Origin of the sequence: Bradyrhizobium sp. HKCCYLS1011 (assembly GCF_051167795.1) — a bacterium.
Classification (GTDB): domain Bacteria; phylum Pseudomonadota; class Alphaproteobacteria; order Rhizobiales; family Xanthobacteraceae; genus Bradyrhizobium.
On the sequence record NZ_JBNPTT010000008.1, the window covers coordinates 247326 to 272429 of the forward strand.

Genomic DNA, 25104 nt, shown 5'->3' on the forward strand with positions numbered 1-25104 from the left:
CGGAGCGGCGGGGTATCATCTTGACGTGAGTCAAGGGAAAGGTGCGACGATTTCATGACATCGGCTCCGCCTTCATTCCAGCCGGCGGCCGCCTTCAGAACAGCTCGAAATATTCGCGCTGCTCCCAGTCGGAGACTTCGGCCTGGAAGCGCTCGATTTCCGCACTCTTGATGTGGACGTAATAGTCGACGAATTGCGGCCCGAATTTCTCGCGGAAGAATGGGTCATCCTGCAGCGCGAACACTGCCTCGCGCAATGATTTCGGCAACAGCTCGGCCTTGGTCTCGTAGGGCGTGTCCGCTGATGGGCCCGGATCGAGCTTGCGGTCGATGCCGTCGAGGCCAGAGAGGATCTGCGAGGCCATGTAGAGATAGGGGTTTGCGGCCGGCTCGCCGATCCGGTTTTCCAACCGCGTTGCGAGATCGCCGGCGCCACCGAGCACGCGGATCATCACGCCTCTGTTGTCGCGACCCCAGATCGCGCGGTCCGGTGCCAGCGAATAGGAGCGATAGCGCTTGTAGCCGTTGATGGTCGGCGTCGTGAACACGGTGGAGGCGCGGGCGTGCGCGAGAAGTCCGGCGAGAAAGTTGCGACCGAGCTCCGAGAGCGGCGCGCCGCTTTCGCTTGCCATGAAGGCGTTGCTGCCATCGGTGCGCGCGACCAGCGACTGATGCAGATGCCAGCCGGAGGCAAACACGTTCGGCAGCTTCGGCCGGCACATGAAGGTGGCGTGATAGCCATGGCGACGCGCGATCTGCTTGATGGCGCTGCGGAACAGCACCATGTTGTCGGCGGGCTCGAGCCCCTTGCGCGGCTGGAAGGTGAACTCGCACTGGCTCGGCCCGAACTCGATTTCGACCGAGCGCAGGGGCAGGCCGAGCGCCATGATATCGCGGCGCAGGATTTCCAGCACCGGCTCCATCTGATCGAAGCGCTGCTCGGTGAGATACTGATAGCCATGCGAGAGCAAGCTCACGGATGGCGGCTGGCCCGGCTGCCCGGCATCCTCCGGCGCCATTCGTGCGTCCTCGAGCTTGAAGAGGTGAAACTCGACCTCGAGGCCCGCGACGTAGTCGTAGCCACGCGCGGCGAGATCGCCGAGCACATTGCGATAGATGTGCCGGGTGGCAAACGGCACCGGCCTGCCGTCGTTGAAATAGAGGTCGCAGAGCACCCAGCCCGTGCTCGGCGCCCACGGCAGCACTCGGAATGTCGTGGGATCCGGCACCATGACAACGTCGGCGGCGCCTTCCATCTCGCTCATGCCGAAACCGCCGCCTTTGGTGAACACCGGAAACACCGTGCGGTGCGCGGTGTCCTTGGCCAGCATGGTGGTGGTGATGGAGCAGCCGCCTTCGAGCGAGCCGACAGCCTCGGAGGCGATCAATGTCTTGCCGCGCAGGATGCCGTGCTGATCGGGAAACGATAGTCTGATGACCTCGAGGTTCCTCTCCTCGACGATGCGGGCGAGCTTCTCGGCCGCTTCCCGCTGCTCCTCGGTCCACAGGCCATGGCGGCTGACGAAGGTCACACTGTCTCTCTCTTGCTATATCGCGAACTGGATTTGGGATCGTCACGCGCTGGCTCGACCCGCCTGCGGGGCCGAAGCCCCTTCGGCGCGGCGCAGGCCCGCGCATCCATCAGGAAATTAGTTTTCAAGTGATGGGTTGCCGGGTCAAGCCCGGCAATGACGGAACGGAGCGAACGTCCGGCATAATCAACTCACTCCGCCGCGGTGAGATGCGTCACCTTGCCGGCGATCTCCTTCGGCACCGCTACCGCCCAGGGCGCGCCGCGGCGCCGCTTCACGTCGACCTCCATCCAATAGAGCTCCCAACCCTGGCTCGGACCGATGCCGTCCATCGTCGCCGGCCCCTGGATGCTGCGCGCGGTGTCGTTATCGAGAAACAGGATCGGCCTTTCGCCACGCGCGACCTTGTCGATCTCAGCCCGCAGCAGGCGGCGATATTGCACGATGGCCTTGTCGCTCTGGCCGAGATGCTCCCTGGTGCGGTCCTGGATCGGCCCCATGGACTCTACGGCCCACTGGTCGTGGACGTTGATGTCATGGCCCATGCCGGTATAGGTCGCGCTCAGCTGCTCGTGCGGATCGAAGCCGTAATCATTGCGCTTGTTCTTGCGGGATGTGTAGTCCGGCAACTCGTAGAGCGCGAGCCGCTGCTCGCGCATCTTCTCCTTGTCGACCGGCGCCGCATAGCTGGTGAAGATCGCATACCAGTAGCAGTTCTCGTCATCGACCGGCACGTGCCACTGCGTGATCGTCATCTCCGTGCTCATCGGAATCACGAAGCCATGCGGAAACAGCTGGTTGGTGACGCGCACATGGGTGCGCTCCGCGTCGATCTCGCGCAGCGTAATCAGCCGCAGGCCATATTCGGTGTGCTCGACATTGATGATCGGGCGGTCATATTCGCGCAGGATCCTGGTCATTGGCAGCTCGCTGCCTGCCGAGGCGCCGCGAAACTGCTTGCCATAGGCGGTCGAGGTGTCTTCGTCCTCGAAGAAGCGATGCAGATAGGAGGCGTGCGCCGGATCGATGCCGACCTCGAGCGCCTGCAGCCAGTTGCATTCCATGTGGCCCTTGAACGCAAATGTGTGGCTCGCAGGCGCGGTGAAGCAGTCGATCTCCGGGAAGGCCGGCGGCGCGCCCTCACCAAGATAAGCCCAGATGATGCCGCTCTTCTCGACCACCGGATAGGACCGCTGGCGGATGTTGGCGCAGAGGTTCGAGCCTTTCGGCTCCGCCGGCGTGTCCAGGCATTGACCGGTGACGTCGAACAGCCAGCCGTGGAATGAGCAGCGCAGGCCGCCATGCTCCAGCCGGCCGAAGGCGAGGTCGGCGCCGCGATGGGCGCAGTGGCGATCAATCAGGCCGTAGCGGCCCTGCTCGTCGCGAAACAGCACGAGATTTTCACCAAGCAATCGCACCGGGCGCACCGGCCGTTCGCCTTGGAGTTCATCGACCAGTGCCGCCGGTTGCCAATATTGGCGCATCAGCTTGCCGCAGGGGTCGTTCGGCCCAATGCGGGTGATCAGGTCGTTCTGCTCCTGGCTCATCATGGCGGGCGTCCCTTCCGTGTTTCGCTTTGGCTTGTTCGCCTATTGAACAGATGGGCGAATTATGACATGTCCGGAAGCGGCCGCAAGCACGAGTTTTCACCGCATTGCGGCGCGGAACGAGGCAATGCCGAAGTTGAAGCGGGATGCGGGCGGCGAGGCCGCCACCGACTATGTCGAAAGCCTCGACCGCGGCTTGCGGCTGCTGCAGCTGTTCGGCACGCGGCCCGGCGCAATGACGCTGAGCGACGTCGCGCGCATCGCGGAGCTGCCGCGCGCGACCGCGCGGCGCATCCTGCTGACTTTGCAGCGGGGCGGCTTCGTCGCCAGCGACGGCAAGCTGTTCGCGCTCACGCCGCAGGTGCTGACGCTGGCCTCGTCGTTCCTGCGCTCGAGCCAGCTCGTCAGCGTGCTGCAGCCGGTGCTGGATCGCGTTGCCGAGAGCGCCAAGGAGATCGCCTCGCTCGCGGTGCTCGATGGCGACGAAGTCGTGTTCATTGCGCGCGGCGGTCCGGTGCGCGTGTTCTCCGGCGGGCTCGAGATCGGCTATCGCCTGCCGGCGTTCTGCACCTCGGTCGGCCGTGCAATGCTCGGCCAATTCAGCGAGGCCGAGCTGGTCGTGCGGCTCAAATCAGCATCGCTGCAGGCGCTGACACCACAAACCGTCACCGCGCCGAAGCGACTGCTGGCCGTCATCGCCGATGACCGCCGCAAGGGCTATTCGCTGGTCGATCGCGAGGCCGAGCCGCATTTCCGCTCGATCTCGGTGCCGGTGCGCCGCTATGACGACGTGATCGTCGCGGCCATCAATATCGGCAGCCATGTCGACCGCATCTCGACGGATGAGATGACCACGCGCTTCCTGCCGCTGCTGCAGGACGCCGCGGCGTCGGTGCGGTCGCAGTTATTGTAGAGGTGAGGATGGTTCTGGCGGCATATCGGCAGCATCCGATCCGTCTCGCTCCACATTTCCCTGGTCGCTTGCCTCAGCGGGACTCCAAAAAGTACGAGCGCCGCTCCCGGGAGAGAGCGGCGCTCGCCGAAATAGTGGTGCGTGTTGACCGACGCTCGCCCGACTACTCCTTCCGCTCCGACGTCCAGCCCTTGTACTCGGCGACATTGTCGCGGGTGATGAGCTTCGACGGCAGCAGCTCGACGGTGGAGGCCGGCTTCCGGCCGTTGAGGATGCCGACGCCGACCTGCACGGCGCGGCGCGCCATGAAGAACGGATCCTGCGAGGCAGAGGCCTGGATCTGGGCCGACGCCGGGTCCTTCAGGGCGGCTTCAATGTCGGGCGCGCCGTCGACCGCGGTGATGATGATGCCGGTGCGCTGCTGCTGACGCGCGGCGAGATCGGTGCCGATTGCCTGCGGATCGTTGATGGCGAAGATTGCGTCGATCTTCGGGAAGCGGGTCAGATAGCCTTGCGCCACGGTGAGGCCGCCCTCGCGCGATCCCTTGCCGTCCTGGTCGCTGGACAGGACCTTGATGCCGGGCGCCTTGCCGAACACGTTCTTGCAGCCGGTGACACGGTCGATCACCGCCGAGACCTGCGGCCCGTTCTCGATGATGACGTCGCCTTTGCCGCCGAGCTTGTCGACGATGTATTGGCAGGAGATCTCGCCGGCCTGGACGTTGTTGGTGGTGACGGTGGCGTCAGCGCCTTCGGCCGCGGTGTCGACCGCGACGACGATGATGCCGGCCGCTTGCGCCTTCTTGATCGCAGGCCCGATGGCCTTGGGATCGCCGGGGTTCAAGAGGATCAGGTCGACGCCGGCGGCGATGAAATTGTCGATCTGGGTCACCTGCTTGCCGAGATCATATTCGAAGCCGACGGTGGTAATCTTGACGTTCGGATTGGTCTTCTTGGCCTCGAACTCGGCGCCCTTCGACAGCGCGACGAAGAACGGGTTGCCGAGCGAGCCCAGCGAGACGCCGATCGATTTCAGCTCCTTGGCCGATGACGGCGCAGAGGTCAGCGCGAGCGCGACGGCAGCAACGCTGGCAAGCAATACAGTCTTCATAGGTTTCCTCCCTGGTCCTTTCATGTCCCGTTACGGCCGACCAGATGCCGTCTCAGACTTCATTGGAGCGGCGCAACCGCCGCTCCTTGTTCAAGTGCGTGCCGAGCCCTGCAGGCGATAGCGGTCGAGCGCGACGGCGCCGATGATCACGAGCCCCTTGATCACATATTGCCAGATGTCGGACACGCCGATGAGAATAAGGCCGTTCGACAACACGGCGATGATCAGCGCGCCGACCAGCGTGCCCCAGATCGAGCCGATGCCGCCGACGAACGACGTGCCGCCGAGGATCACGGCGGTGATCGCGTCGAGCTCGTAGGACTGGCCGAGCTGCAGCCCGTTGGCCGCATAGAGCCGCGCCGCCTGCATGCCGCCGCCCAGGCCCGCCAGCAGCCCCGACATGCCGTAGACGAAGATCAGCACCGCCCAGACCTTGATGCCGGCGAGTCGGGCTGCGCTTTCATTGCCGCCGACCGCATAAATGTGCACGCCGAGCACGGTCCTGCGCAGGATCAGCCAGGACCCGAAGATCACGAGCAGCGCGATCACCGACAGCCAGGGAAGCGAGATCACGCCGGGAATGAGCGGCAGCGAGGCGTTGCCGATAAAGGCAAAGGGAATCGACGGATTGAACACGGTGGTGTCGGCGCCCATCAGGCGCGCGAGCCCGCGCACGGCCGTCAGTGAGCCCAGGGTGACGATGAAGGGCGGCAGGCGCAACAGCGCGATCAGCGCGCCATTGATGATCCCGAGGCCGAGGCCGGTGAGCACGGCGGCCGGCAGCCACAGCGAGCCGAGATCAGGCAGCTTCGAGAGCGTCAGGCCGGCCATTGCGGCCGCTGCGAGGATCGAGCCGACCGACAGGTCGATGCCGCCGGTCAGGATGACGAAGGTCATGCCCGCCGCGAGCACGGTGTTGACGGCGGCCTGCTGCAGCACGATGCCGAGATTCTGCCCGGTGAAGAAGCGGCCCTCGGAGAGGAAGTGAAAGCCGATGCAGAGGATCAACAGCACCGGCAGCATGCCGGCGGCGCGGATGATCATGCGGACGCGCTGGCGCTTGGTCTCCTGCGCGGATGCGAGGCTCGAGGTAGGGCTGGCCTTCGCCTGAACCGAACTGTTATCAGGCATCGACATGCTCCGTTCCGGTGGCCAGGGCCATGATCTCTTCCTGGCTGAAATGTGATGTTGCGTTGCGCCGGATCTCGCCGGCGATGTGGCCTGAGCGCATTACCAGCACGCGGTCGCAGATGCCGATGATCTCCGGCAGATCGGACGAGATGACGAGGATCGCGGTGCCGGATTTGGCGAGATTGTCGATGATCGCGTAGATCTCGGACTTCGCACCGACATCGACGCCGCGCGTCGGCTCGTCCAGGATCAGCACTTTCGGCGTGGTGGCCAGGAGCCGCGACAGCAATACCTTCTGCTGATTGCCGCCGGACAGCCCGCCGACGGGAACGCCGACATTCGGCGCACGAATGCCGAGCGCGGCAAACGCCCGCTCGGCCCGGTCGCGCCCCTTGTCCCGATCGAGAAAGCCGCCGAGCTTCGCATCGCGCCCGATCACGGCGAGATTGATGTTGTCGAGGCATGACATATCCAGGAACAGGCCGAGCGCTTTCCTGTCTTCGGTGAGATAGGCGATCCCGGCATCCAGCGCCTCGCCGGGGGTGCGGATGTCTATGGGTTGGCGGTCGAGCTCGACATGGCCCGAAATCTTCGGTGCCGCGCCGATGATGAGATGCGCAAGCTCGGTGCGGCCGGCGCCGATGAGGCCGGCCAGCCCGACCACCTCGCCGGCATGGATCGTGAGCGAACAGCCCTTGACGCGCTGCCCGTCCGCCATGTCGGTTGCGGTAAGAACCGGACGCCCCGATGTCGCGTTCGGATCGTGCTCCTTCTTGTAGAAAGACGACACTTCGCGTCCCACCATCAGCCGCACGATGGTGTCGGCGCGGATCTCCGGTTTGTCGAGCGAGCCGACCAGGCGGCCGTCGCGCAGCACCGTGACCCTGTCGCCGAGCGCATAGACCTCATCCATGCGATGCGAGATGTAGATGATGGCGAGACCCTCGGCGCGCAGTTGCCGGATCAGCGCGAACAGCCGCTCGCTCTCGGCCGCCGAGAGCGAGGTGGTCGGCTCGTCCATGATCAGGATCTTCGACCGCGCGTGCAGCGCCCGGGCGATCTCCACGAGCTGGCGCTGGCCCATCGAGAGCTCCGCGACCAGGGTCTGCGGCGTGAAATCGGCGCCGAGCCGCTCGAGGATGGGGCCGACGCGCTCGCGCATGGCGCCGCGCGCCAGCAGGCCGGACTGCGAGACCTCGCGGCCGAGATAGATATTCTCCGCCACCGTCAGGTTCGGCGCGAGCGACAACTCCTGATAGATGATCGAGATGCCGGCGGCGCGGCCGCCGAGCGGGCCTTCGATGCGAACGGGGTGGCCCTCGATGCGGATCTCGCCGCCTGGGTCAGGCCGGTAGGCGCCCGACAGGATCTTCATCAAGGTGGATTTGCCGGCGCCGTTTTCCCCCATCAGCGCGTGGATCTCGCCGGCATAGACGGTCAGGTCGACCTTGTGCAGCGCCTTGATGCCGAAGAAGGATTTTGAGACCCCGCGCATCTCAAGGATCGGACCACTCATCGTGCCTCCCGGCGCACGCACACTTTCTTGCTTATCCGCGTCTCGTTGCTGTCGACGCGGGACGGACATTAAACTAGAGGCTGTCGCGGAGGGCAATACTGAACAGCGTGCGTCCAACGTTTGGGCCGTGCAGGCCCGCCGCGTTCCCGAGAAACGTTAACGACTGCGCCGATAGAGCTTGCGCCAATGCGGCAGTCGCTCGGCATAGGCTCTCGCGAGTGCGGGCTCGGGTCGGAAGGTCTCGGTGCGCTGCGGTGGCGTGCAGACCGTACCGACCGCTTCGCCGGTCACAGCCAGGCGGCCCAGCCGCGCCGCACCGAAGGCGGCGCCGGTCTCGCCCTCGGCGAAGCGATGGATGGGAACATCGAGCACGTTCGCCAGTACCGATAGCCAGAACGGCGAGCGCGAACCGCCGCCGATCGCATCTGCTTCAGCGATCGTGATGCCGGCGCTCGCGAGCGCATCCCGGCAGTCGGCCAGCGCAAAGGCGACGCCTTCGAGCACGGCCTGCACGATCGCGGACCGATCGGTGGCGTCGCTGAGTCCGTCGAGCAGGCCGCGCGCATCCGGATCATCATGCGGCGTCCGTTCGCCGGCCAGATAAGGCAGGAAGCTGACGGGCGAGAGCTTCTCGGGGCGCGCGCCAAGCGGCGCCAGCAGCTCCGCTTCGGAAGCGCCGAACAGCCGCGCAGTCCAGGCCAGGCACGAGGCCGCCGAGAGGATCGCGCCGGCCTGGATCCACATGTTCGGGATCGCGTGACAGAAGGTGTGAACGACGCGCTCGGGATTGGCGGCGACGGTATCGGTCGGCGCCAGCACGGCGCCGGAGGTTCCGAGCGTGATGAACGCGGCGCCGGGCGCGATCGCGCCAATGCCGACCGCGCCGGCCGGATTGTCGCCGCCGCCACCGGCGATGATGGGACGCTTGTGCAGGCCCCAGCGTTGGGCCAGTTCGCCGCGCAGCCGGCCCGCGCGCGCCGTGCCCTCGACCAGGCGCGGCATCTGCGCGCGCGACAGGCCGGTGGCCGCAAGCCCGTCATCCGACCAGTCCCGCCCGACGACGTCGAGCCACAGGGAGCCGGAGGCGTCGGAGACATCCTCGATCGCTTCGCCCGACAGAACCAGGCGAAGATAGGCCTTCGGCAGCAGCACGAGCCTGGCCGCGGCGAAGATCTCGGGCTCGTGCGCGGCGATCCACAACAGCTTCGGTGCGGCAAAACCCGGCATTGCCTTGTTGCCGGTGATCTTGCGCAAGCCCGGCCAGCGCTGCTCCAGCAGTTTGCATTCGGCCGCGGAGCGGCCGTCGTTCCAGAGAATGCAGGGCCGCAACGGTTTCAAGTCAGCATCGAGCAGGACGGGGCCGTGCATCTGGCCCGACAGCCCGATGCCGTCGACCTCTGCCATGTCGTGCGGATGATCCGCCTTCAAGGCATCCAGCGTCGCGAAGGTCGCGTCAATCCATTGCAGGGGATGCTGTTCCGCATAGCCGGGCTTTGGAGAGGCGATCGTCAAGGCCTGGCTGCGGCTCGCGACCACCCGCTGCGCATCATCGACCAGGATGGTCTTGACCGCCGAGGTGCCGAGATCGATGCCGAGATACATGGGCCTGCTCTACGCTTTCGCTCTTGCGCGATCGTTGCGCGGTTTGATCTTGCTCGTGCCCAAGCTCGCCTTCAACTCCCCGATCAGATGGGTGGCGAAGGCCTCGCTGAGCGGCGGCAGGGTGCGCCCGGTGCGCTTGATGACGCTGAGCTGGCGCGCGAAGGCGGGATCGTCGATCGGCCGCGAGCGGACGTCGCGTTCCGCCCTGATCTCGCGTGCCGAGCCCGGCAGGATCGCAAGCCCCAGGCCGGCGCGGACCATCGCGACCGCGGTCATCATGTAGGTCGCCTCGCAGGCGGGATGCGGGATCAGGCCGCGCCGATGGAAGGCGCGCTCGACCACGGCGCGCACGCTGGTATCGGCCGCCATCATGATCAGCGGGTACTGCGTCAGATGCTCGGGCGTGACGGTTGCTTCCCGCCCGATCCGATGGCGGGCGGGATAGATGACATGCATCTGGTCCTGCAGGCTGAAGATGATCTCGATCCCGGGCTGTGCGACCTCGTCGCCGGCGACGCCGAAATCGACCTCCTCGTTGCGCACGAGATCGAGCACCTGTTTCGCCACCACGTCGCGCAGCGCGAAATAGACGTTCGACCTCTCATTGCGAAACGATTGGATCGCGTCGGGCAGGATGCCGGAGGCGATCGAGGGCAGCGCGGCGAGGCGCACGATGCTGCGCTGCGCGGCATTGCCGCCGCGCACGTCGAGCACCAGGGTCTCAATCTCCTGCAGCAACCTCTCGAAACCCGGCAGCACGTCGGCGCCGGTGCGCGTCAATTCGACCGAGCGGCTGGTGCGATCGAGCAGCCGCGCGTTCAACGTCTCTTCCAGCCGCCGGATCTGCACGGTCAGCGCCGGCTGCGACAGATGCAGGAGCTTGGCCGCGCGCGTGAAGCTCTTGAGCCGCGCGACGGTGACGAAGGAGCGCATCTGGGCGAGGGCGACGTCCATAATCCTATGCTATTGCTGCGATAAAATCATTTCAATTGTTTAATCGCAAACCCGATGGCAAGCAGCGGCAAAACGGAACTTAAATGCCAGCGCGAGCTCAATCGCGCCGGGAGGAAACATGCTGGCGCTGCTCGGCCTCATCACCATCGCAATCCTGCTCGTCGTCATCATGACGAAGCGGATGTCACCTCTGATCGCCCTGATCGTCATTCCGATCCTGGCGGCGCTGATCGGCGGCTTCGGCTGGGACACCTCCAAGTTCATCGTCTCCGGCCTGCAGAGCCTCGCCCCTGTCGTCGGCATGTTCGTGTTCGCGATCCTGTTCTTCGGCATCGTCAGCGACGCCGGCATGCTCGATCCCATCATCGATCGCATCCTGCGTACGGTCGGCACGCGTCCGACCCGGATCGTGATGGGCACCACCTTGCTGGCGCTGCTCATTCACCTCGACGGTTCCGGTGCCGTGACCTTCCTGGTCACGATCCCTGCGATGCTGCCGCTCTATGAGCGGCTCGGCATCGACAAGCGCATCCTGGCCTGCGCGGCGTCGATGGCCGCCGGCGTGAACTTCCTGCCCTGGACCGGGCCGATGATCCGTGCCTCGGCCTCGCTGAAGTTGCCGATCCCGGAAATTTTCAATCCCTTGGTGCCGGTGCAGATTGTCGGCCTCGTCTTCATCTTTGCCGTGTCCTGGTGGCTCGGCCGGCGCGAGGAACGACGGCTCGGCCTGGCCGGAGGCGCAACAGTCGAGGCGCCGCAGCGCGTCATCACCGACGCCGACAAGGAGCTGCGCCGGCCGCAGAATTTCTGGATCAACATCGTGCTGACCGTGATCGTGCTCGGCAGCATGGTGATCCTGGGCGAGAAGCTCGCGCCCGCGATCGTCTTCATGGTCGGCACCTGCGTGGCGCTGCTCATCAACTATCCCAATGTCGACATGCAGCGCCGCCGCATTGACGCGCATGCGAAGGCTGCGCTGCTGATGGCCTCGATCCTGATCGCTGCCGGCGTCTTCACCGGCATCATGCAGGGCACCGGCATGTTGAAGGCGATGGCGCAGACCGCGGTCAGCTTCGTACCCGCGGAGGCGGCGAAGTTCATTCCGATCGCGCTCGGCATCGTCTCGATGCCGCTGAGCCTGCTGTTTGACCCGGACTCCTTCTATTTCGGCGTGCTGCCGGTCGTGGCCGAGGTCGGATCGCAGCTTGGCGTACAGAAGGTTCAGGTGGCCCAGGCCGCCTTGCTCGGCCAGATGACCACGGGCTTTCCGGTCAGCCCGCTGACGCCTGCGACCTTCCTGGTGGTCGGACTTTCGGGCATCGATCTGGCGGATCACCAGAAGTTCACGATACCCTTCCTGTTCGGCGCATCGGTGGTCATGACCATCGCCTGCGTGTTATTCGGATTGTTTCCCATTTGAGCCGGAGGACCGCGATGCGGACCATCAGGATCGGCGCCGGCGCCGGCTATTCCGGCGATCGCATCGAGCCCGCGGTCGAGCTCGCTGAAAAAGGTGAGCTCGATTATCTCGTGTTCGAATGCCTCGCTGAGCGCACTATCGCGCTGGCGCAACAGGCGCGCATGAAGGACCCGGCCGGCGGTTTCGATCCGCTGCTCGCGGCCCGCATGCAGGCCGTGCTGCCGATCTGCAAGGCCAAGAACATCCGTGTCGTCACCAATATGGGTGCGGCCAACCCGCTCGGTGCCGCGGAGGCGACGCGAACCATCGCGCGCAAGCTCGGCCTGACAGGACTGAAGATCGCGGCTGTGACCGGCGACGACGTGCTGGCGGAAGCGAAGCAGGCCAATCTCGCGCTCGACAACGGTGACACCGTCAAAGGTCTCGGCAATCGCATCGTCTCCGCCAACGCCTATATCGGCGCGCGTGCGATCGCAGATGCGCTCGCGGCCGGCGCCGATGTCGTGATCACCGGCCGCGCCGCCGATCCCGCTTTGTTTCTCGGCTGCCTCGTGCACGAGTTCGGCTGGGCGATGGATGATTGGGATCGGCTCGGGCAGGGCACCGTGGTCGGGCATCTGCTGGAATGCGCCGGACAGATCACGGGCGGCTATTTCGCTGATCCCGGCGTGAAGGATGTGCCGGATCTCGCGCGGCTCGGCTTTCCGATCGGGGAGGTGCGCGAGGATGGCAATCTCGTCGTCACCAAGGCCGCGGGCTCCGGCGGCTGCGTCACGCTCGCGACGGTGAAGGAGCAGTTGCTCTATGAGATCCACGACCCCGCGCAATATTTTCAGCCCGATGTGGTCGCGGATTTCTCGCAGGTGAGGGTGGAAGAGGCCGGCCCCGATCGCGTCCATGTCATGGGCGGGCGGGGCAAGCCGAAGACCGGCCTGCTCAAGACATCGATCGGCTATGTCGACAGCTATGTCGGCGAGGGCCAGATCTCCTATGCCGGGCCCGGTGCTGTGGCGCGCGGCCGGCTCGCGCTCGAGATCGTGCGCGAGCGGCTTGCCCTCACGGGCGTGCAGACCAGCGAGCTGCGCTTCGACCTGATCGGGGTGAACGCGCTGCACGGAGACGTGACACCGCAAGCTGGCGAGCCCTATGAGGTGCGCGTTCGCGTGGTCGGCCGCACTGAGACGCTGGCGGAAGCGGTCAAGATCGGCAACGAGGTCGAGACGCTCTACACCAACGGACCGGCCGGTGGCGGCGGGGCTTGGAAGTCGGCGCGCGAGGTCGTCGCGGTCGCCTCCTGCCTCGTCCCTGAGAGCGCGACGCAAATGCATGTGGCGGTGCTGGAGGCCTAGAGATGAAGCTGCGCGACATCGCCCATTCCCGCACCGGCGACAAGGGCGACCTCTGCAACATCTCGGTGATCGCCTATCGTCCCGAGGACTACGCGTTGCTGTGTGAGGCCGTCACGGCCGCCCGCGTGAAGGCGCATTTTGCTGACATCGTGCAGGGCGAGATCCTCCGCTACGAGCTGCCCGGCCTTGCTGCGCTCAACTTTGTCCTGAAGGATGCGCTCGGTGGCGGCGTCACACGATCGTTGCGGCTTGATGCACACGGCAAGTCGCTGAGCTCGCGCCTGCTCGATCTGGAGATTCCGTCTCCTGACGACGGCTCGTGACGACCTCTATGTAGTTACGCACAAAAAAGAAAATTTTGGGAGGTTTGATGATGACGACCGCGGGAGCACTGCCGGGCAGGATACCTCGTGTTCACAGCGCATGCGGTGCGGCTTTCTTTGCCGCCATTGCAATGCTGCTGTCGTCCTCGCCAGGCGCGGCCGCGTCCTGTGAGCAGCTGCTGACGCTGCAGATCGAAAATACGATGATCTCAGGCGCCGAGGCGCGACCGGCCGGATCGTTCGCTCCGCCAACCGGGGCCGAGATTTCGGACCTCCCTGCATTCTGCCGCGTGCGCGGCGTCGTCTCACCGGTCCCGGGCTCGCGGGTCGGCGTCGAGTTGTGGCTGCCGCAGGCTGGCTGGAACGGCAAGATCGAGATGGTCGGCAATGGCGGCTACAGCTCGGCCATCGCCTACAAGGCGATGGGACCGTTGCTCCGCCGCGGCTATGCGGCGATCGCCACGGACACCGGCCACACCGGCGACGATCCCGGCTTTGCGATCGATCGCCCTGAGGCGATCGTCGACTGGGGCCACCGCGCGGTACATGTCTCGATCGCCGTGGCGAAATCCGTGGTCGCCGAGTTCTACGGCGAGAAGCCGAAGCACAGCTATTTCGCGGGCTGCTCGACCGGCGGTCATCAGGCGCTGATGGAAGCGCAGCGTTATCCCACCGATTTCGACGGCATCATCGCCGGTGATCCCGGCAACAACCGTACCCATCTCAATGCCGGCTTTCTGTGGCAGTTCGTCAGGAATCATCGCCCCGATCTCAGTCTGATCATTCCGCCGGCGAAGCTCGCCGCGGTCACCGAGGCCGTCGTGAGGACATGCCGGGGCAAGGATGGTGGTCTTTCGACCGACAATTTCCTGACTGACCCCGAAGCCTGCGACTTCCGCCCCGAACAGATGCTGTGCAAACAGGGCGAGGGCGATGATTGCCTGACGCAGGAGCAGGCCGATGCGCTGACTGCGATGTATGGCGGCGCGCGCGATTCACGCACCGGCGCGCAGGTCTATTATGGCTGGCCCAAGGGCAGCGAGAATTCGGGCCACGTCATTGCCACGCTTCCGGGCTGGAGTCTGTATTGGGCCGATCCGACGCATCCCGATCGGCCTGCCAGGCTCAATTTCTGGAAGGAGTGGGCGTTTCCGGAGGCGAACTGGGATTGGCGCAGATTCGATTTCGGGTCGGGCATGAAAGCCGTCGATGACCGGCTCGCACCTGTCATCAATGCGATGAACCCGGATCTCGCCGCGTTCAAGGCGGCGGGCGGCAAGCTCATCCAGTATCACGGCCTCGCCGATCCCGTCGTGCCGCCGCGCGACTCGATCGACTATTTCGAGCGGGTGCAGGCTGCTGGCAGCGCCGACATCGGCGCCGACGCCAGCGCGGATTTCTACCGGCTGTTCCTGGCGCCGGGCCTTTATCATTGCGAAGGGGGACCGGGGCCGAATGTGCTGGATACGCAGGCGGCGCTGGAGAGCTGGGTGGAAAAGGGCATCGCGCCCGAGACCATCGCGGCAACCAAGTTCCGGAATGATAGACCATCCGACGGCATCGAAATGAGTCGTCCGCTGTGTCCTTATCCGAAGATTGCGCGCTACAAAGGGGAGGGCGATCCGGCGGACGCCGCGAACTTCACCTGCGCCGACGGTCATCGCTATGCGACGCCGCTGCCGGCCACAGCCTACTTACGTTGAGCGGTGGAGATCGAAAATACACGCCTCAGGTGCAGGCATGCGCCGGCCGGAGGGCACCGATCGTGCCGGCACATTTCCAAGCTCATGCGTTCCGTGATAGCCCAATCACGAAGTGCAGATGGCGTGAGGCGTGCTGGATACGATGGACCACTATGACGTGATCATCCGGGGCGGGCGCGTGCTCGATCCCGAGACCGGGTTCGATGCGATCGCCGATGTCGCAATCAAGGACGGCGTGATCGCTGCGATCGGTGATGTCGAGGGAGCGTCCGCGCGAACGATCGACGCTGACGGCCTCATCGTCAGCCCGGGCTTCATCGATCTGCATGCTCACGGCCAGTCGCTGCCGGCCGACCGCATGCAGGCCTTCGACGGCGTCACCACGACACTCGAGCTCGAGGTCGGCGTGCTGCCGGTCGCGCGCTGGTATGACGAGCAGGCCGCGCTCGGCCGCGTGCTGAACTATGGCGCCTCGGCCGGCTGGGTGTTCGCGCGCATCGCGACCATGACCACGCAGCAGGCCGCATCGAGCGTGGCCGGCATGGGCGAGGCCATGCGCGACAAGCGCTGGGTCGAGGAGGTCGCAACGCCTGCGGAAGTCGCCGAGATCGTCGGGCGCGTGCGGGTCGGGCTGGAGCAGGGCGGCATCGGAATCGCGTTTCCGAACGCCTATGCGCCGGGCACCGGCGTCAAGGAATTGTCGGAGCTGTGCAGCCTCGCGGCACGGCAGGGCGTGCCGACCTACACCCACATCGCCTATATGTCGAATGTCGATCCGCGCAGCTCGGTGGATGCCTATGTCAGGCTGATCGGGCTTGCCGGAGCGACCGGCGCGCACATGCACATCTGCCATTTCAACAGCACCAGCCTGCAGGATGTCGAACGCTGCGCTGAGCTCGTGAAGACCGCGCAGGCGCAGGGCCTGAAGGTGACGGTCGAAGCCTATCCTTACGGCACCGGATCGACGGTCGTTGGCGCCGAGTTTTTCGCCGATCCCGCCTTTTGCCAGCGCCAGGGCGTCGGCTATGATGCCATCGAGATGGTTGCCGAGCGCCGCCGTCTCGCCGACCGCAATGAGCTCCTGGAGCGGCAACAGCGCGAGCCCGGCGCGCTGGTCCTGATTCATTTCCTCGACGTCGCGGTCAATCAGCGCCACCGCGATCTGCTCGATATCTCCGTGATGTATCCCGGCGGCGCGATCGCCTCCGACGCGATGCCGTGGATCCTGTCGAACGGCACTGCCTACACCGGCGACGCCTGGCCGCTGCCGGACGATGCGGTGTCGCATCCACGCTCATCCGCCACCTTCACCAGGTTCCTGCGCGAATGGGTGATCGACCGCAAGGTGGTGCCGCTGATGGAAGGTGTCGCCAAATGCACCCTGATCCCGGCGCAGATCCTCGAAGCCTCCACGCCTGTGATGCGCAAGAAGGGCCGGCTGCAGGTCGGCTGCGATGCCGATATCACCGTGTTCGACCTCGAGACGCTGCGGGATCGCGCCGACTTCCTCAACATGAACCGCCCCTCGCAAGGCGTGAAGCATCTCCTGGTGCATGGCGAGGCCGTCATCGCCGACGGCGCGATTGATCGCGAGGCGCGGCCGGGCCGCCCGGTCCGGCGCGAGCAGACGTCATGATCGCCCCGGTGTTGCTGGTGGCCGGCTTTCTCGGCGCCGGCAAGACCACCCTGCTCAACCATCTGCTGGCCAATCCGGGCGGGCGGCGCATCGCTGCTGTCGTCAATGATTTCGGCTCTGTTGACATCGACGCGCAGCTTCTGGGCACCGTGTCTGACGGCGTCGTCTCTCTGAAGAACGGATGCATCTGCTGCTCGTTGCAGGGCGACCTGTTGCGGACGCTGTCGTCCGTCATCAAGCGCGATCCTGCGCCCGATGCGATCGTGATCGAGACGTCGGGCATTTCGGACCCGGCCGAGATCATCCGCAACCTGATGGATCCTGTCATCTTCAAGGTGGCGCCGCTGGAGACCGTTGTCACGCTGGTCGATGCGCGCCGTGTGCTCGATGAGCCGGCTCTTGCGCAGGATGCGCTGTGGCGGTCGCAGCTGCGTGCCGCCGACTTCGTGCTGCTGACAAAGACGGACCTACTGGAAGACGGGGAGCGCGCCGAGGTCGAAGCCGTGATCGGGCGCGACAAGCCGAACACGGCGATCTTCGATGTCGTCCATGGCACCGTCGCCCCTGACCTGTTGTTCTCGCGCGATCTCGTCGCCACACGCGTGCTGCCACGCCCGACGCCGACCGCGTCAGAGCCGTTCGCGGCCGTGACCTGGACCTCGCAGGCGCCGCTGTCGCTGGCGCGCTTTCAGACTGTGATCGGCCAGCTCGCGCCGCGCACGCTGCGCATCAAGGGCATTTTGCTGTTCACCGAGCATCCCGGACAGCCGATCCTGTTCCAGTCCGTCGCCACCCGCGGCACCCTCGCCCCATCACCGCTGCCGCCGCCCGACGGCCTGACCGCACAGCTGGTGCTGATCGGGCGGGAAGGCGAGCTCGATGCGGAGGAGATCGATCGCCTGCTGCAGACGATCGTGATGGCTTGAGATGCCGCTCTCTTGATCTCACCCGAGGGCGGGAGCACAGCCATAGCGATAAAGTTGATAATGTCGTCCTTCCGGGGCGATGCGAAGCATCGAACCCGGAATCTCGAGATTGGTTTGCGTGCTTACTAACCTCGGGATTCCGGGTTCGAGGCCTGCGGCCTTGCCCCGGAATGACGTGTTTGGGACCGAGAGAGGTGCGTCTTGCGTTTGTAACTACTGTCCCTTCCCGACATACGGACATCCGCCGTCGGCCAGCGGCCGGAACGCCTGATCGCCCGGCACCGTGGTCTGATACTCGTACAGATCCCACTTGCTCTTGGATTCTTCCGGCTTCTTGATCCGCATCAGATACATGTCGTGCACCATGCGGCCGTCCTCGCGCACGACGCCGTTCTGCGCAAAGAAGTCGTTCACCGGCGTCTTGCGCATCTGCGCCATCACGGTTTCGGAGTCGACCGAATTGGTGGCGGCCACCGCCTTGAAGTAGTGGCGCAGCGCCGAGTTGACGCCGGCCTGATAGGCGGTCGGCATGGCGCCGTGCCGCTTGAAGAACTCTTCCGCGAAGGCGCGCGTCTCCGGTGTCCGATCCCAGTAGAAGGAATCGGTGAACAGGAGATCATGCGCGTGCACAAGTCCCAGCGCCGGCACGTCGGTGAGCGTGACCTGGAGCGCGACCACCTGCATGCTCTGACGCACATTGAATTCGTCCGCCTGTCCCACCGCATTGCGGAAGTCGGAGCCGGCATTGGCGAGCGCCAGCACCTTGGCGCCCGAGGATTGCGCCTGCAGCAGGAAGGACGAGAAATCCGCGGTATCGAACGGGTGCCTGACCGCGCCGAGCACCTTGCCGCCGGCCGCGGTCACCGCCTTGCTCGCGTCGCGCTCCAGGGCCTGGCCGAACGCGTAGTCGGCGGTCAGGAAGAACCACGGCGTGCCGCCGCGTGCGACCACAGCCTTCGCCGTCGCATTCGACGAGGCGTAGGTGTCGTAGGTCCAATGCACAGAGGTCGGCGAACATTGCTTGCCGGTGAGATCGGACGAACCCGAGCCGGAGATCAGGAAGATCTTCTTGCGCTCACGCGTCAGGTTCTGGATCGCGAGCGCCACGGCGGAATTGACGCCCTCTGCGACCACGTCGACGCCCTTGTTGTCGATCCAGTTGCGGACGATGCCGACGGCGACGTCGGGCTTGTTCTGGTGATCGGCCGAGATGATCTCGATCCTGCGGCCGGCCACCGTGCCGCCGATCTCTTCGGCGGCCATCTGCGCCGAGATCACCGAGCCCATGCCGTTGCCGTCCGAATACTGGCCGCTCATGTCGGTGATGATGCCGACGCGCAGGACGCCGTCTTCGGCATCGGCGGGCGCACTCGCCAGCAGCATCGCCGAGCCGATCGTGAACAGAACGCTCAGCGCCGAACGTGCAACTCCGTGCATTTCGCCTCCCGGAATACTTGTTAGTTGTCTCGAGTTGATTGTCGTGAGTTGTCGTGCACCCCGACCTGCAGGATCGGCGCGCAGGTGGCAATGTCGTCGGCAGCATGGCCGGTCTGCGGTGACAAGTCCAGGCGTGGACGGCAGACGCAAGACGGCCCGCGCCGACGCGCTTAGCCGATCAACCGACCTGGCAGAGCGTGGTGTCGTGCTGGTCCGCCCAGCTGCAATGGCCTCCGCCGGCGCGCTTGGCGGCATAGAGCGCCGCATCGACCCGCCGGAGAATATGTGTCAGCGCGCCGTCCGAACGCGGTGCGTCGTTGACAAGCAGACCGGCGCTGGCCCCGATCACAACGGGAATGTCGGACAGCAGGAACGGCATCGATAGCGTACGAACGGCCTCGCGCGCGAGCCCCAGGGCTTGGTCGCGTCCCTCGGCAGCATTGCCGACCGGCTTCAGCAGCATGAACTCGTCGCCACCGAAGCGCGCGGCCATGCCGCCCGTTCCGACGCAGTCGGAAAGCCGCTCGGCGACCTGACGCAGCAGGTCGTCTCCGGCATGATGGCCATGGCGATCATTCACCGGCTTGAAGCCGTCGAGATCGATCGCGACTACTGCAACGGTGCCGCCAACGCCTGCCAGCGCGTCGAGGAATGCGGCCCGGTTGGGCAGTCCGGTCAGGAAGTCATGGTTGGCCTGACGCGCGAGCGCATGTTTGGCCTCGAGCCGCTCGATGAAGGCCTTGCTCAGGTGGCGCGAGGCTTCGCGAATGGTGAACCAGAACAGCACCAGCATGCCGGCGCCGAGCCGGTAGGAGATTTCGGGACGCATCAAGCCGCCGACCAAGGTGGGCGCCAGCAGCACTGCGGCCGTCGTCAGCACCACCCAGGGCCGGATCGCCGCCCGCGACACCATGCCGACGCAGTAGGACATCGAGAGGCCGAAGGCGAGCCAGGCGCCGGGTCCATCGTCGAGTTGGAAGGCACGAAACGATAACGCTCCGAGCGCCAGCCCGAACGAGGCCGCGGCCGCGGCATAGATGCGCTCCCAGAGGATGACATCCTTGTCCGAGAGCTGTGCAGCTCGCTTCTTGTAACGCAGCAGGCTGACCGTCCGGCCGATCGCATTCACGACAATGGCAAACGAGATCGCGATGTAGCCGGGGTCACGATGTGCCGCTGCCAGCGCGACGGATGCGGTGATTGATGCGGCGTTGACGGCCGTCACCTGCGGCAACGAGGTGTAGAGCAGGTCGACAAGCTCGCGGCGGATGGCCGCATTTGGAGGCAACAACTTTAAAAATGACTTTGGTCCCATGGCGCGCACCATGGGGCAGCTTTCCTAACAAGACATGGCGCTGGAGGTATCGCCCCGGAAAGGTTTGCTACGACCTTAAACCTTCGTCAATACGGGGCTTGCGGGCTTAAGGTTCGCGCTTCGCTCTGCTAGTCGGCCACGCCGGTCGTGTGCCGTTGTGACACCCGCGTGACGTGGGGCGGGTCGAGCTTGAGCGGTCGCAAGGGCTGCTTCTTGGCCATCGCATCCATGACGGCGCGGTCGGCCTTCTCGATCCGTTTCGCGGCGGCAGCGTCGGCGAAGGCGCGATCGAATTTGTGCAGCCGATAGAACACGATGCCGCGGTCGATATAGGCCTGCTTCAGCCGCGGATCGATCTGAATGGCTTGGTTCAGGTCGCCCATCGCGGCCATCAGGTCGCCTTTGTGGTACGACGCCATGGCGCGCTCATGATAGAATTTCGCGTCGTTCCCCGGTGCTTGCGCCGGCACCGCGCCCGTGACCTCGGCATTGCTGCACGACGAACCCGCCTGCGGCTGCGCACAGGACGCACGCTCCTCATCGCTGGCATAGACGTCATCGACCTTCTCGACCGGCAAGGGCAGCTGCTCGGGCGGAGCGCTCGCCATCGTCGGGACGGAAACGGCCGAACTCGAATCTGTGGACGAAGCCGCTTCTGGTGCGAGGGCTGCGGTCTCGACCGGCTTGCCCAGCCCAGGCCCGCCCTTGATCCGGTCGGTGGTGACGACGATCGGCTTGAGCGGTGCGACCGAGGCCGCGGACATGTGCATGAACAGCAGGTAGCCACCGACCGCAGCGGCGGACGCTACCGTCAGCGCCATCACGCCCGACGCCACCTTGTGCACCTTGGCGACAACGGCGAGCTTGGATTCCTGCTCCTGCTCTTCGCGGGCGAGCGTCAGCAGATGATCGTAAGCGGCGCGCTGCTCGCTATCGCTCAGGATGTCGTGGGCGCGGATGATCTGCCGAAACTTCGCCGCCGCCTCGGGGTCGCCGGGGTTGACGTCGGGGTGTACGCCCTTCACCGCCTTGCGGAACGCAACCCGGATCTCTTCAGCGTCATCGTTCGGAAGAGCACCGAGCAAATCGTAAAGCGTCGTCATCGTCGCTCTCGCTGCAGGGCTCCCTCGTCTCCGATCGAAATTCCCGCCGCGAATTTACGCTGGAGCACTCGTACTAACTCGTTCACGCACGCCAAGATGGTCATCCAGTACGGCGGAAAAATGACTGAATTACGCGGATCGGGGGCCATTTCGTCGTCTTCGTCCGTGTTCCAGACCGCAATGGTTCCGTTTCGCGTTCACGCTGATTTATTGCGATCGGGCTCATCGACGATAAGCACGACGGCAGGCATCATCAGGAAAGGCCTCTCGGCGCGAGAGGCATCGCCTACCCACATGGTGAATGGAAAGTTTGAAGCAGGTTCTAACGATTAGGGTTAATGCTCTCTTTCGTGAACATCTGTTGCAGCGAGGTCACGCCCGCGGGCACGATTTTCATGCTGATGCGCCGTGGTCGGAACAGGCCGGTTGAGTTGTCGTAAAAATTTCAACTTGGGATCGTAGAGCGACTGGTTTCGGCGGTTGGGAGAGACGACCTTGGTCGCGCGACTGATCCTTGCCCTGGCGGTTTGCGCGGTCGCGGCGGTTGCGGCCCGCGCAGAAACCGCGGTCCCGGTTCGTGACGTCGATCCGCAGCTCGGCTGCAGCACAGCGGCGCCGCCGCCCACGGCCAATTTTGCCGAGCCCGAGAACATTGATCTGCGTGACGCGTATTCACCGCCCGGCGTCGCCCACTACGAGACCAGCAAGCGCGTCGATATCGAGAGCCGCGGCTTCAGTATCATTGCCAGTATCGGCGGTCAGAAGAGCAATCTTGCGGGTGGTCACGCCGAAATGACTTTCAAGCTGCCCAATCCGTTCTACTTCATCCCATGAAACGGTATTCTCTCAAGATGATCACGGCGAGCGCGGACGACCATCATCCCCCATCAGTCTGCAGCCGCCGGCCACGATCTGCGTCGGTCGCCGTGCTGCATGTGGCGACACTGATCCTGACGACGCTGCTGCCGTTGCGGCTTGCGGCGGAGCCGCTGTTTGCCTTCGATGCAATGCCGGGCAAGCTGCCGAAGACCGTAGTGCCGATCAGCTATCAGATCGAGCTCACGCCTGATCTCGCCCGGCTGACGACTGCAGGTCAGGAGACGGTCGAGCTGGAGCTCCGCGAGCCGACGGCACGGATCGTGCTCAATGCGGTCAACATCGTTATCGCAGAGGTGACCCTGGATGACGGCCCCGAGCGCGCGGTGGTCACGCCCGATACTGCGGCCGAAACGGTGGCTCTGGAATTTGCGCAAGTTCTCCCCGCGGGCCGTCACCGGCTGCATCTGCGCTTTCAGTCGCAGATCAATTCATTCGACCGCGGGCTGTTCTTCGTCGATTATCCGAGCGGGCAGGGCACGCGGCGGATGATCTCGAGCCAGCTCGAACCGGCCGATGCGCGGCGGATTTTTCCCTGTTGGGACGAGCCGGCGTTCAAGGCGAGCTTCGCCCTGACGGTGACCGTGCCGAACTCCTTCCTGGCGGTCTCCAATATGCCGGTCGCGAGCGAGGAACCGGTCGCGCCGGACCTGAAGCGGGTCAGCTTCGCGCCGACGCCGAAGATGTCGACCTATCTGTTCGTGCTGAGCGCGGGCGAGCTGGAGCGGCTCACCGCCGATGCGAACGGCGTCACGGTCGACGTCGTGACGACGGCCGGCAAGAGCGCGAAGGGGCGATTTGCGCTGGACGAAGCCGTCAGGCTGCTCGGCTATTACAACGACTATTTCGGCACGGCCTATCCGCTGCCCAAGCTCGACCTGATCGCGATTCCCGGCGGCTACGGCGGCGCCATGGAGAATTGGGGCGGCATCACCTTCTTCGAAAGCCGGCTGCTGTTCGATCCCGCCATCGATTCCGACGTGATGCGGCGGGACATTTTCAGCATCGTCGCCCATGAGATGGCGCATCAATGGTTCGGCGATCTCGTCACCATGGGCTGGTGGGACAATCTCTGGCTGAACGAGGGCTTCGCCAGCTGGATGCAAGAGAAGGCGGCGGTCCAGCTCCATCCGCAATGGAATACCTGGCTGAACGGCTATGGCCAGAAGCAGTTCGCGATGGGGCTCGACGCCCGCCGCACCTCGCATCCGATCCAGCAGCAGGTCGGCGATGAAAGCGAGGCGATGGTCGCCTTCGACGGCATCACCTACAGCAAAGGCCAGGCGCTGATCCGCATGATCGAGGCCTATCTCGGCGAGGAGCCGTTTCGGGCCGGAATCCGCGCCTATATGGCCGCGCACGCCAGCTCCAACACGACCACCGCCGATCTGTGGCAGGCGCTGGAGCAGGCGACCGGCAAGCCGGTCGCGGCAGTCGCCGCGCCCTTCACCGAGCAGGCCGGCGTGCCGCTGGTGCGCGCCGAGACCGACTGCCATGACGGCGTGCAGCAGCTTTCGCTGCGGCTCGACCGGTTTGCGATCATTCCGGCGCGCGGCTTCGCAGGGCTCTCTGACGCGAAAAGCCTGCCGCCGGTCGCGTGGAAGCTGCCGGTCATGTTCGGACCGGCCGCTGCATCCGCGGCACCATCGGAGTGGCTGCTCGACGGCGTCGCCAGCATTGCCGCCGGCAGCTGCGCCACCCCGGTCAAGGTCAATCGCGGCGACATCGGCTATTACCGGGTGGATTATGGTCCGCACGCCGGCGCGGCGCTGACCTCCGCGCTCAACCAGATGACGCCGGAAGACCGGCTGAACATGCTCAACGATGCCTGGGCGATGGTCGCCGCCGGCCGCGCCGACGCAGCCGCCTATCTCGGGCTGGTCGAGCGCCTCGCCCCCGATGACCGCCGCGCGATCTGGGACCAGGTCATCTCCAGCTTCGCGACGCTGGATCACCTGGCGCGTGGCGAGCCTGCGCGCGAAGCTTTGCGATCCTATGCGCGGACGCGGCTGCGCCCGGTGTTCGACCGGCTCGGCTGGGACGGCACCGGCCATGGCGATGATGATGAGACGCCGCTGCGTGCGCGGCTGATCCGTGTGCTCGGCGATCTCGGCGATGCCGATATCCTCACCGAGGCCCGGGCGAGATTTGCCCGTTTTGCCGGCGATCCGCAGTCACTTGTGCCAGCGCTGCGCGATCCGGTCGTGCATCTCGTGGGGCTCACCGCCGACCAGGACAGCTATGAAACGTTGCTCAGGCTGGCCCGTGCGAGCACCGTGACCAGCGAGCGCGTGCGTTATTATCTGGCGGCCGCAAATGCGCGCGACCCGGCGCTCGCCGCGCGCACGCTCGCGCTGACGCTGACCGACGAGATGCCGGTGACCGTTGTCGGCCCCGTCTTCAGTACGGTCGCCTCCTCGGCCGAACAGCCGGGGCTCGTCTGGCGGTTCGTTCAGGACAAGTTCGACGCGCTCTCCGCCCGGCTTGGCCCCGGCTTTCGCGACCAGATGGTGCCGAACCTCATGACCAATTTTACCGATGAGGAGCATGCGCTGCAGCTCGCGCATTTCAAGCCGTCGCAGGCAACCGCCGGCGGCCGCATTTCCACCTCGCGCGCGCTGGAGACGATCGCGATCTCGGCCGATTTCAAGGCGCGGGCGCTGCCCACCTGTGTCGCCTGGATCAGCGAGCACGGCGTGCGATAAAGCGCA

19 protein-coding genes are annotated in these 25104 nt (G+C 65.2%); 9 read left to right on the forward strand and 10 right to left on the reverse strand.

Annotation, left to right across the window (positions count from 1 at the left end; translation table 11 throughout):
- Positions 1-94: 94 nt before the first annotated feature.
- Together ACQR1W_RS26975 and ACQR1W_RS26980 are read right to left on the reverse strand one after the other, a co-directional pair.
- Complete coding sequence (locus ACQR1W_RS26975; protein WP_434853645.1) at positions 95-1531, reverse strand: glutamine synthetase family protein; 1437 nt, start codon at positions 1529-1531, stop codon at positions 95-97.
- A 191-nt stretch (positions 1532-1722) separates the two neighbouring features.
- Complete coding sequence (locus ACQR1W_RS26980) at positions 1723-3081, reverse strand: Rieske 2Fe-2S domain-containing protein (protein WP_434853646.1); 1359 nt, start codon at positions 3079-3081, stop codon at positions 1723-1725.
- A 124-nt stretch (positions 3082-3205) separates the two neighbouring features.
- Between ACQR1W_RS26980 and ACQR1W_RS26985 the strand changes: the two genes are divergently transcribed.
- A complete protein-coding gene (locus tag ACQR1W_RS26985; protein ID WP_434853647.1) occupies positions 3206-3991 on the forward strand; it encodes an IclR family transcriptional regulator domain-containing protein in 786 nt (261 codons plus the stop codon).
- A 163-nt stretch (positions 3992-4154) separates the two neighbouring features.
- Here the strand turns inward: ACQR1W_RS26985 and ACQR1W_RS26990 are convergent, their stop codons facing one another.
- The 5 genes from ACQR1W_RS26990 to ACQR1W_RS27010 form a co-directional block, all read right to left on the reverse strand.
- The gene (locus ACQR1W_RS26990; RefSeq protein ID WP_434853648.1) at positions 4155-5102 is read right to left on the reverse strand and encodes an ABC transporter substrate-binding protein; all 948 of its coding nucleotides are present in this window, start codon (positions 5100-5102) and stop codon (positions 4155-4157) included.
- Positions 5103-5192: 90 nt separating this feature from the next.
- Positions 5193-6233 carry an ABC transporter permease subunit gene (locus tag ACQR1W_RS26995; RefSeq protein ID WP_008970433.1) on the reverse strand — a complete coding sequence of 347 codons (1041 nt, stop codon included), beginning with the start codon at positions 6231-6233 and terminating at the stop codon, positions 5193-5195.
- Positions 6226-7749, reverse strand: a complete 1524-nt coding sequence (locus ACQR1W_RS27000; RefSeq protein ID WP_434853649.1) for a sugar ABC transporter ATP-binding protein — start codon at positions 7747-7749, stop codon at positions 6226-6228. Before ACQR1W_RS27000 ends, ACQR1W_RS26995 begins: the two co-directional genes overlap by 8 nt.
- 156 nt (positions 7750-7905) lie before the next feature.
- Positions 7906-9351, reverse strand: a complete 1446-nt coding sequence (gene xylB / locus ACQR1W_RS27005; RefSeq protein ID WP_434853650.1) for a xylulokinase — start codon at positions 9349-9351, stop codon at positions 7906-7908.
- A gap of 9 nt (positions 9352-9360) precedes the next feature.
- Positions 9361-10305, reverse strand: coding sequence for a LysR family transcriptional regulator (locus ACQR1W_RS27010; RefSeq protein ID WP_434853651.1), 945 nt, complete (start codon positions 10303-10305; stop codon positions 9361-9363).
- Positions 10306-10423: 118 nt separating this feature from the next.
- Here ACQR1W_RS27010 and ACQR1W_RS27015 point away from each other — a divergent pair, with 118 nt between their 5' ends.
- The 6 genes from ACQR1W_RS27015 to ACQR1W_RS27040 all read left to right on the forward strand — a co-directional run bounded on the left by ACQR1W_RS27015 (position 10424) and on the right by ACQR1W_RS27040 (position 17662).
- Positions 10424-11725 (forward strand): CitMHS family transporter, encoded by a 1302-nt coding sequence (locus tag ACQR1W_RS27015; protein WP_434853652.1) that lies wholly within the window; start codon positions 10424-10426, stop codon positions 11723-11725.
- Between the two features lie 14 nt (positions 11726-11739).
- The gene (locus ACQR1W_RS27020; RefSeq protein ID WP_434853653.1) at positions 11740-13074 is read left to right on the forward strand and encodes an acyclic terpene utilization AtuA family protein; all 1335 of its coding nucleotides are present in this window, start codon (positions 11740-11742) and stop codon (positions 13072-13074) included.
- A gap of 2 nt (positions 13075-13076) precedes the next feature.
- The gene (locus ACQR1W_RS27025) at positions 13077-13397 is read left to right on the forward strand and encodes an AtuA-related protein (RefSeq protein ID WP_434853654.1); all 321 of its coding nucleotides are present in this window, start codon (positions 13077-13079) and stop codon (positions 13395-13397) included.
- 50 nt (positions 13398-13447) lie between these two features.
- Complete coding sequence (locus tag ACQR1W_RS27030; RefSeq protein WP_434853655.1) at positions 13448-15100, forward strand: tannase/feruloyl esterase family alpha/beta hydrolase; 1653 nt, start codon at positions 13448-13450, stop codon at positions 15098-15100.
- Between the two features lie 142 nt (positions 15101-15242).
- Positions 15243-16736, forward strand: a complete 1494-nt coding sequence (locus ACQR1W_RS27035; RefSeq protein ID WP_434853738.1) for an amidohydrolase family protein — start codon at positions 15243-15245, stop codon at positions 16734-16736.
- A complete protein-coding gene (locus tag ACQR1W_RS27040; RefSeq protein ID WP_434853656.1) occupies positions 16733-17662 on the forward strand; it encodes a CobW family GTP-binding protein in 930 nt (309 codons plus the stop codon). The genes ACQR1W_RS27035 and ACQR1W_RS27040 overlap by 4 nt, the downstream gene beginning before the upstream one ends.
- Before the next feature lie 213 nt (positions 17663-17875).
- Here the strand turns inward: ACQR1W_RS27040 and ACQR1W_RS27045 are convergent, their stop codons facing one another.
- The 3 genes from ACQR1W_RS27045 to ACQR1W_RS27055 form a co-directional block, all read right to left on the reverse strand.
- The gene (locus ACQR1W_RS27045) at positions 17876-19099 is read right to left on the reverse strand and encodes an ABC transporter substrate-binding protein (protein WP_434853657.1); all 1224 of its coding nucleotides are present in this window, start codon (positions 19097-19099) and stop codon (positions 17876-17878) included.
- A 178-nt stretch (positions 19100-19277) separates the two neighbouring features.
- Entirely contained in the window at positions 19278-20426 is a 1149-nt protein-coding gene (locus tag ACQR1W_RS27050) for a diguanylate cyclase domain-containing protein (protein WP_434853658.1), read from the reverse strand.
- A 116-nt stretch (positions 20427-20542) separates the two neighbouring features.
- A complete protein-coding gene (locus tag ACQR1W_RS27055) occupies positions 20543-21517 on the reverse strand; it encodes a DnaJ domain-containing protein (protein WP_434853659.1) in 975 nt (324 codons plus the stop codon).
- A 495-nt stretch (positions 21518-22012) separates the two neighbouring features.
- On the opposite strand from ACQR1W_RS27055, the gene ACQR1W_RS27060 reads away from it, so the two are divergent.
- Both ACQR1W_RS27060 and ACQR1W_RS27065 read left to right on the forward strand, forming a co-directional pair.
- Positions 22013-22351, forward strand: coding sequence for an HAD family acid phosphatase (locus ACQR1W_RS27060; protein ID WP_434853660.1), 339 nt, complete (start codon positions 22013-22015; stop codon positions 22349-22351).
- Entirely contained in the window at positions 22348-25098 is a 2751-nt protein-coding gene (locus ACQR1W_RS27065; RefSeq protein WP_434853661.1) for a M1 family metallopeptidase, read from the forward strand. Before ACQR1W_RS27060 ends, ACQR1W_RS27065 begins: the two co-directional genes overlap by 4 nt.
- The last annotated feature ends 6 nt before the right edge of the window (positions 25099-25104 follow it).

Bases quoted from the DNA above. Each gene is read 5' to 3' on its own strand.
- ACQR1W_RS27065 (WP_434853661.1), top strand. From the start codon at position 22,348: ATGAAACGGTATTCTCTCAAGATGATCACGGCGAGCGCGGACGACCAT.
- ACQR1W_RS27035 (WP_434853738.1), top strand. From the start codon at position 15,243: ATGGACCACTATGACGTGATCATCCGGGGCGGGCGCGTGCTCGATCCC.
- ACQR1W_RS26995 (WP_008970433.1), bottom strand. From the start codon at position 6,233: ATGCCTGATAACAGTTCGGTTCAGGCGAAGGCCAGCCCTACCTCGAGC.
- ACQR1W_RS27045 (WP_434853657.1), bottom strand. From the start codon at position 19,099: ATGCACGGAGTTGCACGTTCGGCGCTGAGCGTTCTGTTCACGATCGGC.
- ACQR1W_RS26990 (WP_434853648.1), bottom strand. From the start codon at position 5,102: ATGAAGACTGTATTGCTTGCCAGCGTTGCTGCCGTCGCGCTCGCGCTG.
- xylB (WP_434853650.1), bottom strand. From the start codon at position 9,351: ATGTATCTCGGCATCGATCTCGGCACCTCGGCGGTCAAGACCATCCTG.
- ACQR1W_RS26985 (WP_434853647.1), top strand. From the start codon at position 3,206: ATGCCGAAGTTGAAGCGGGATGCGGGCGGCGAGGCCGCCACCGACTAT.
- ACQR1W_RS27025 (WP_434853654.1), top strand. From the start codon at position 13,077: ATGAAGCTGCGCGACATCGCCCATTCCCGCACCGGCGACAAGGGCGAC.
- ACQR1W_RS27020 (WP_434853653.1), top strand. From the start codon at position 11,740: ATGCGGACCATCAGGATCGGCGCCGGCGCCGGCTATTCCGGCGATCGC.
- ACQR1W_RS27030 (WP_434853655.1), top strand. From the start codon at position 13,448: ATGACGACCGCGGGAGCACTGCCGGGCAGGATACCTCGTGTTCACAGC.
- ACQR1W_RS27000 (WP_434853649.1), bottom strand. From the start codon at position 7,749: ATGAGTGGTCCGATCCTTGAGATGCGCGGGGTCTCAAAATCCTTCTTC.
- ACQR1W_RS26980 (WP_434853646.1), bottom strand. From the start codon at position 3,081: ATGATGAGCCAGGAGCAGAACGACCTGATCACCCGCATTGGGCCGAAC.
- ACQR1W_RS27040 (WP_434853656.1), top strand. From the start codon at position 16,733: ATGATCGCCCCGGTGTTGCTGGTGGCCGGCTTTCTCGGCGCCGGCAAG.
- ACQR1W_RS27010 (WP_434853651.1), bottom strand. From the start codon at position 10,305: ATGGACGTCGCCCTCGCCCAGATGCGCTCCTTCGTCACCGTCGCGCGG.
- ACQR1W_RS27015 (WP_434853652.1), top strand. From the start codon at position 10,424: ATGCTGGCGCTGCTCGGCCTCATCACCATCGCAATCCTGCTCGTCGTC.
- ACQR1W_RS27055 (WP_434853659.1), bottom strand. From the start codon at position 21,517: ATGACGACGCTTTACGATTTGCTCGGTGCTCTTCCGAACGATGACGCT.
- ACQR1W_RS27050 (WP_434853658.1), bottom strand. From the start codon at position 20,426: ATGGTGCGCGCCATGGGACCAAAGTCATTTTTAAAGTTGTTGCCTCCA.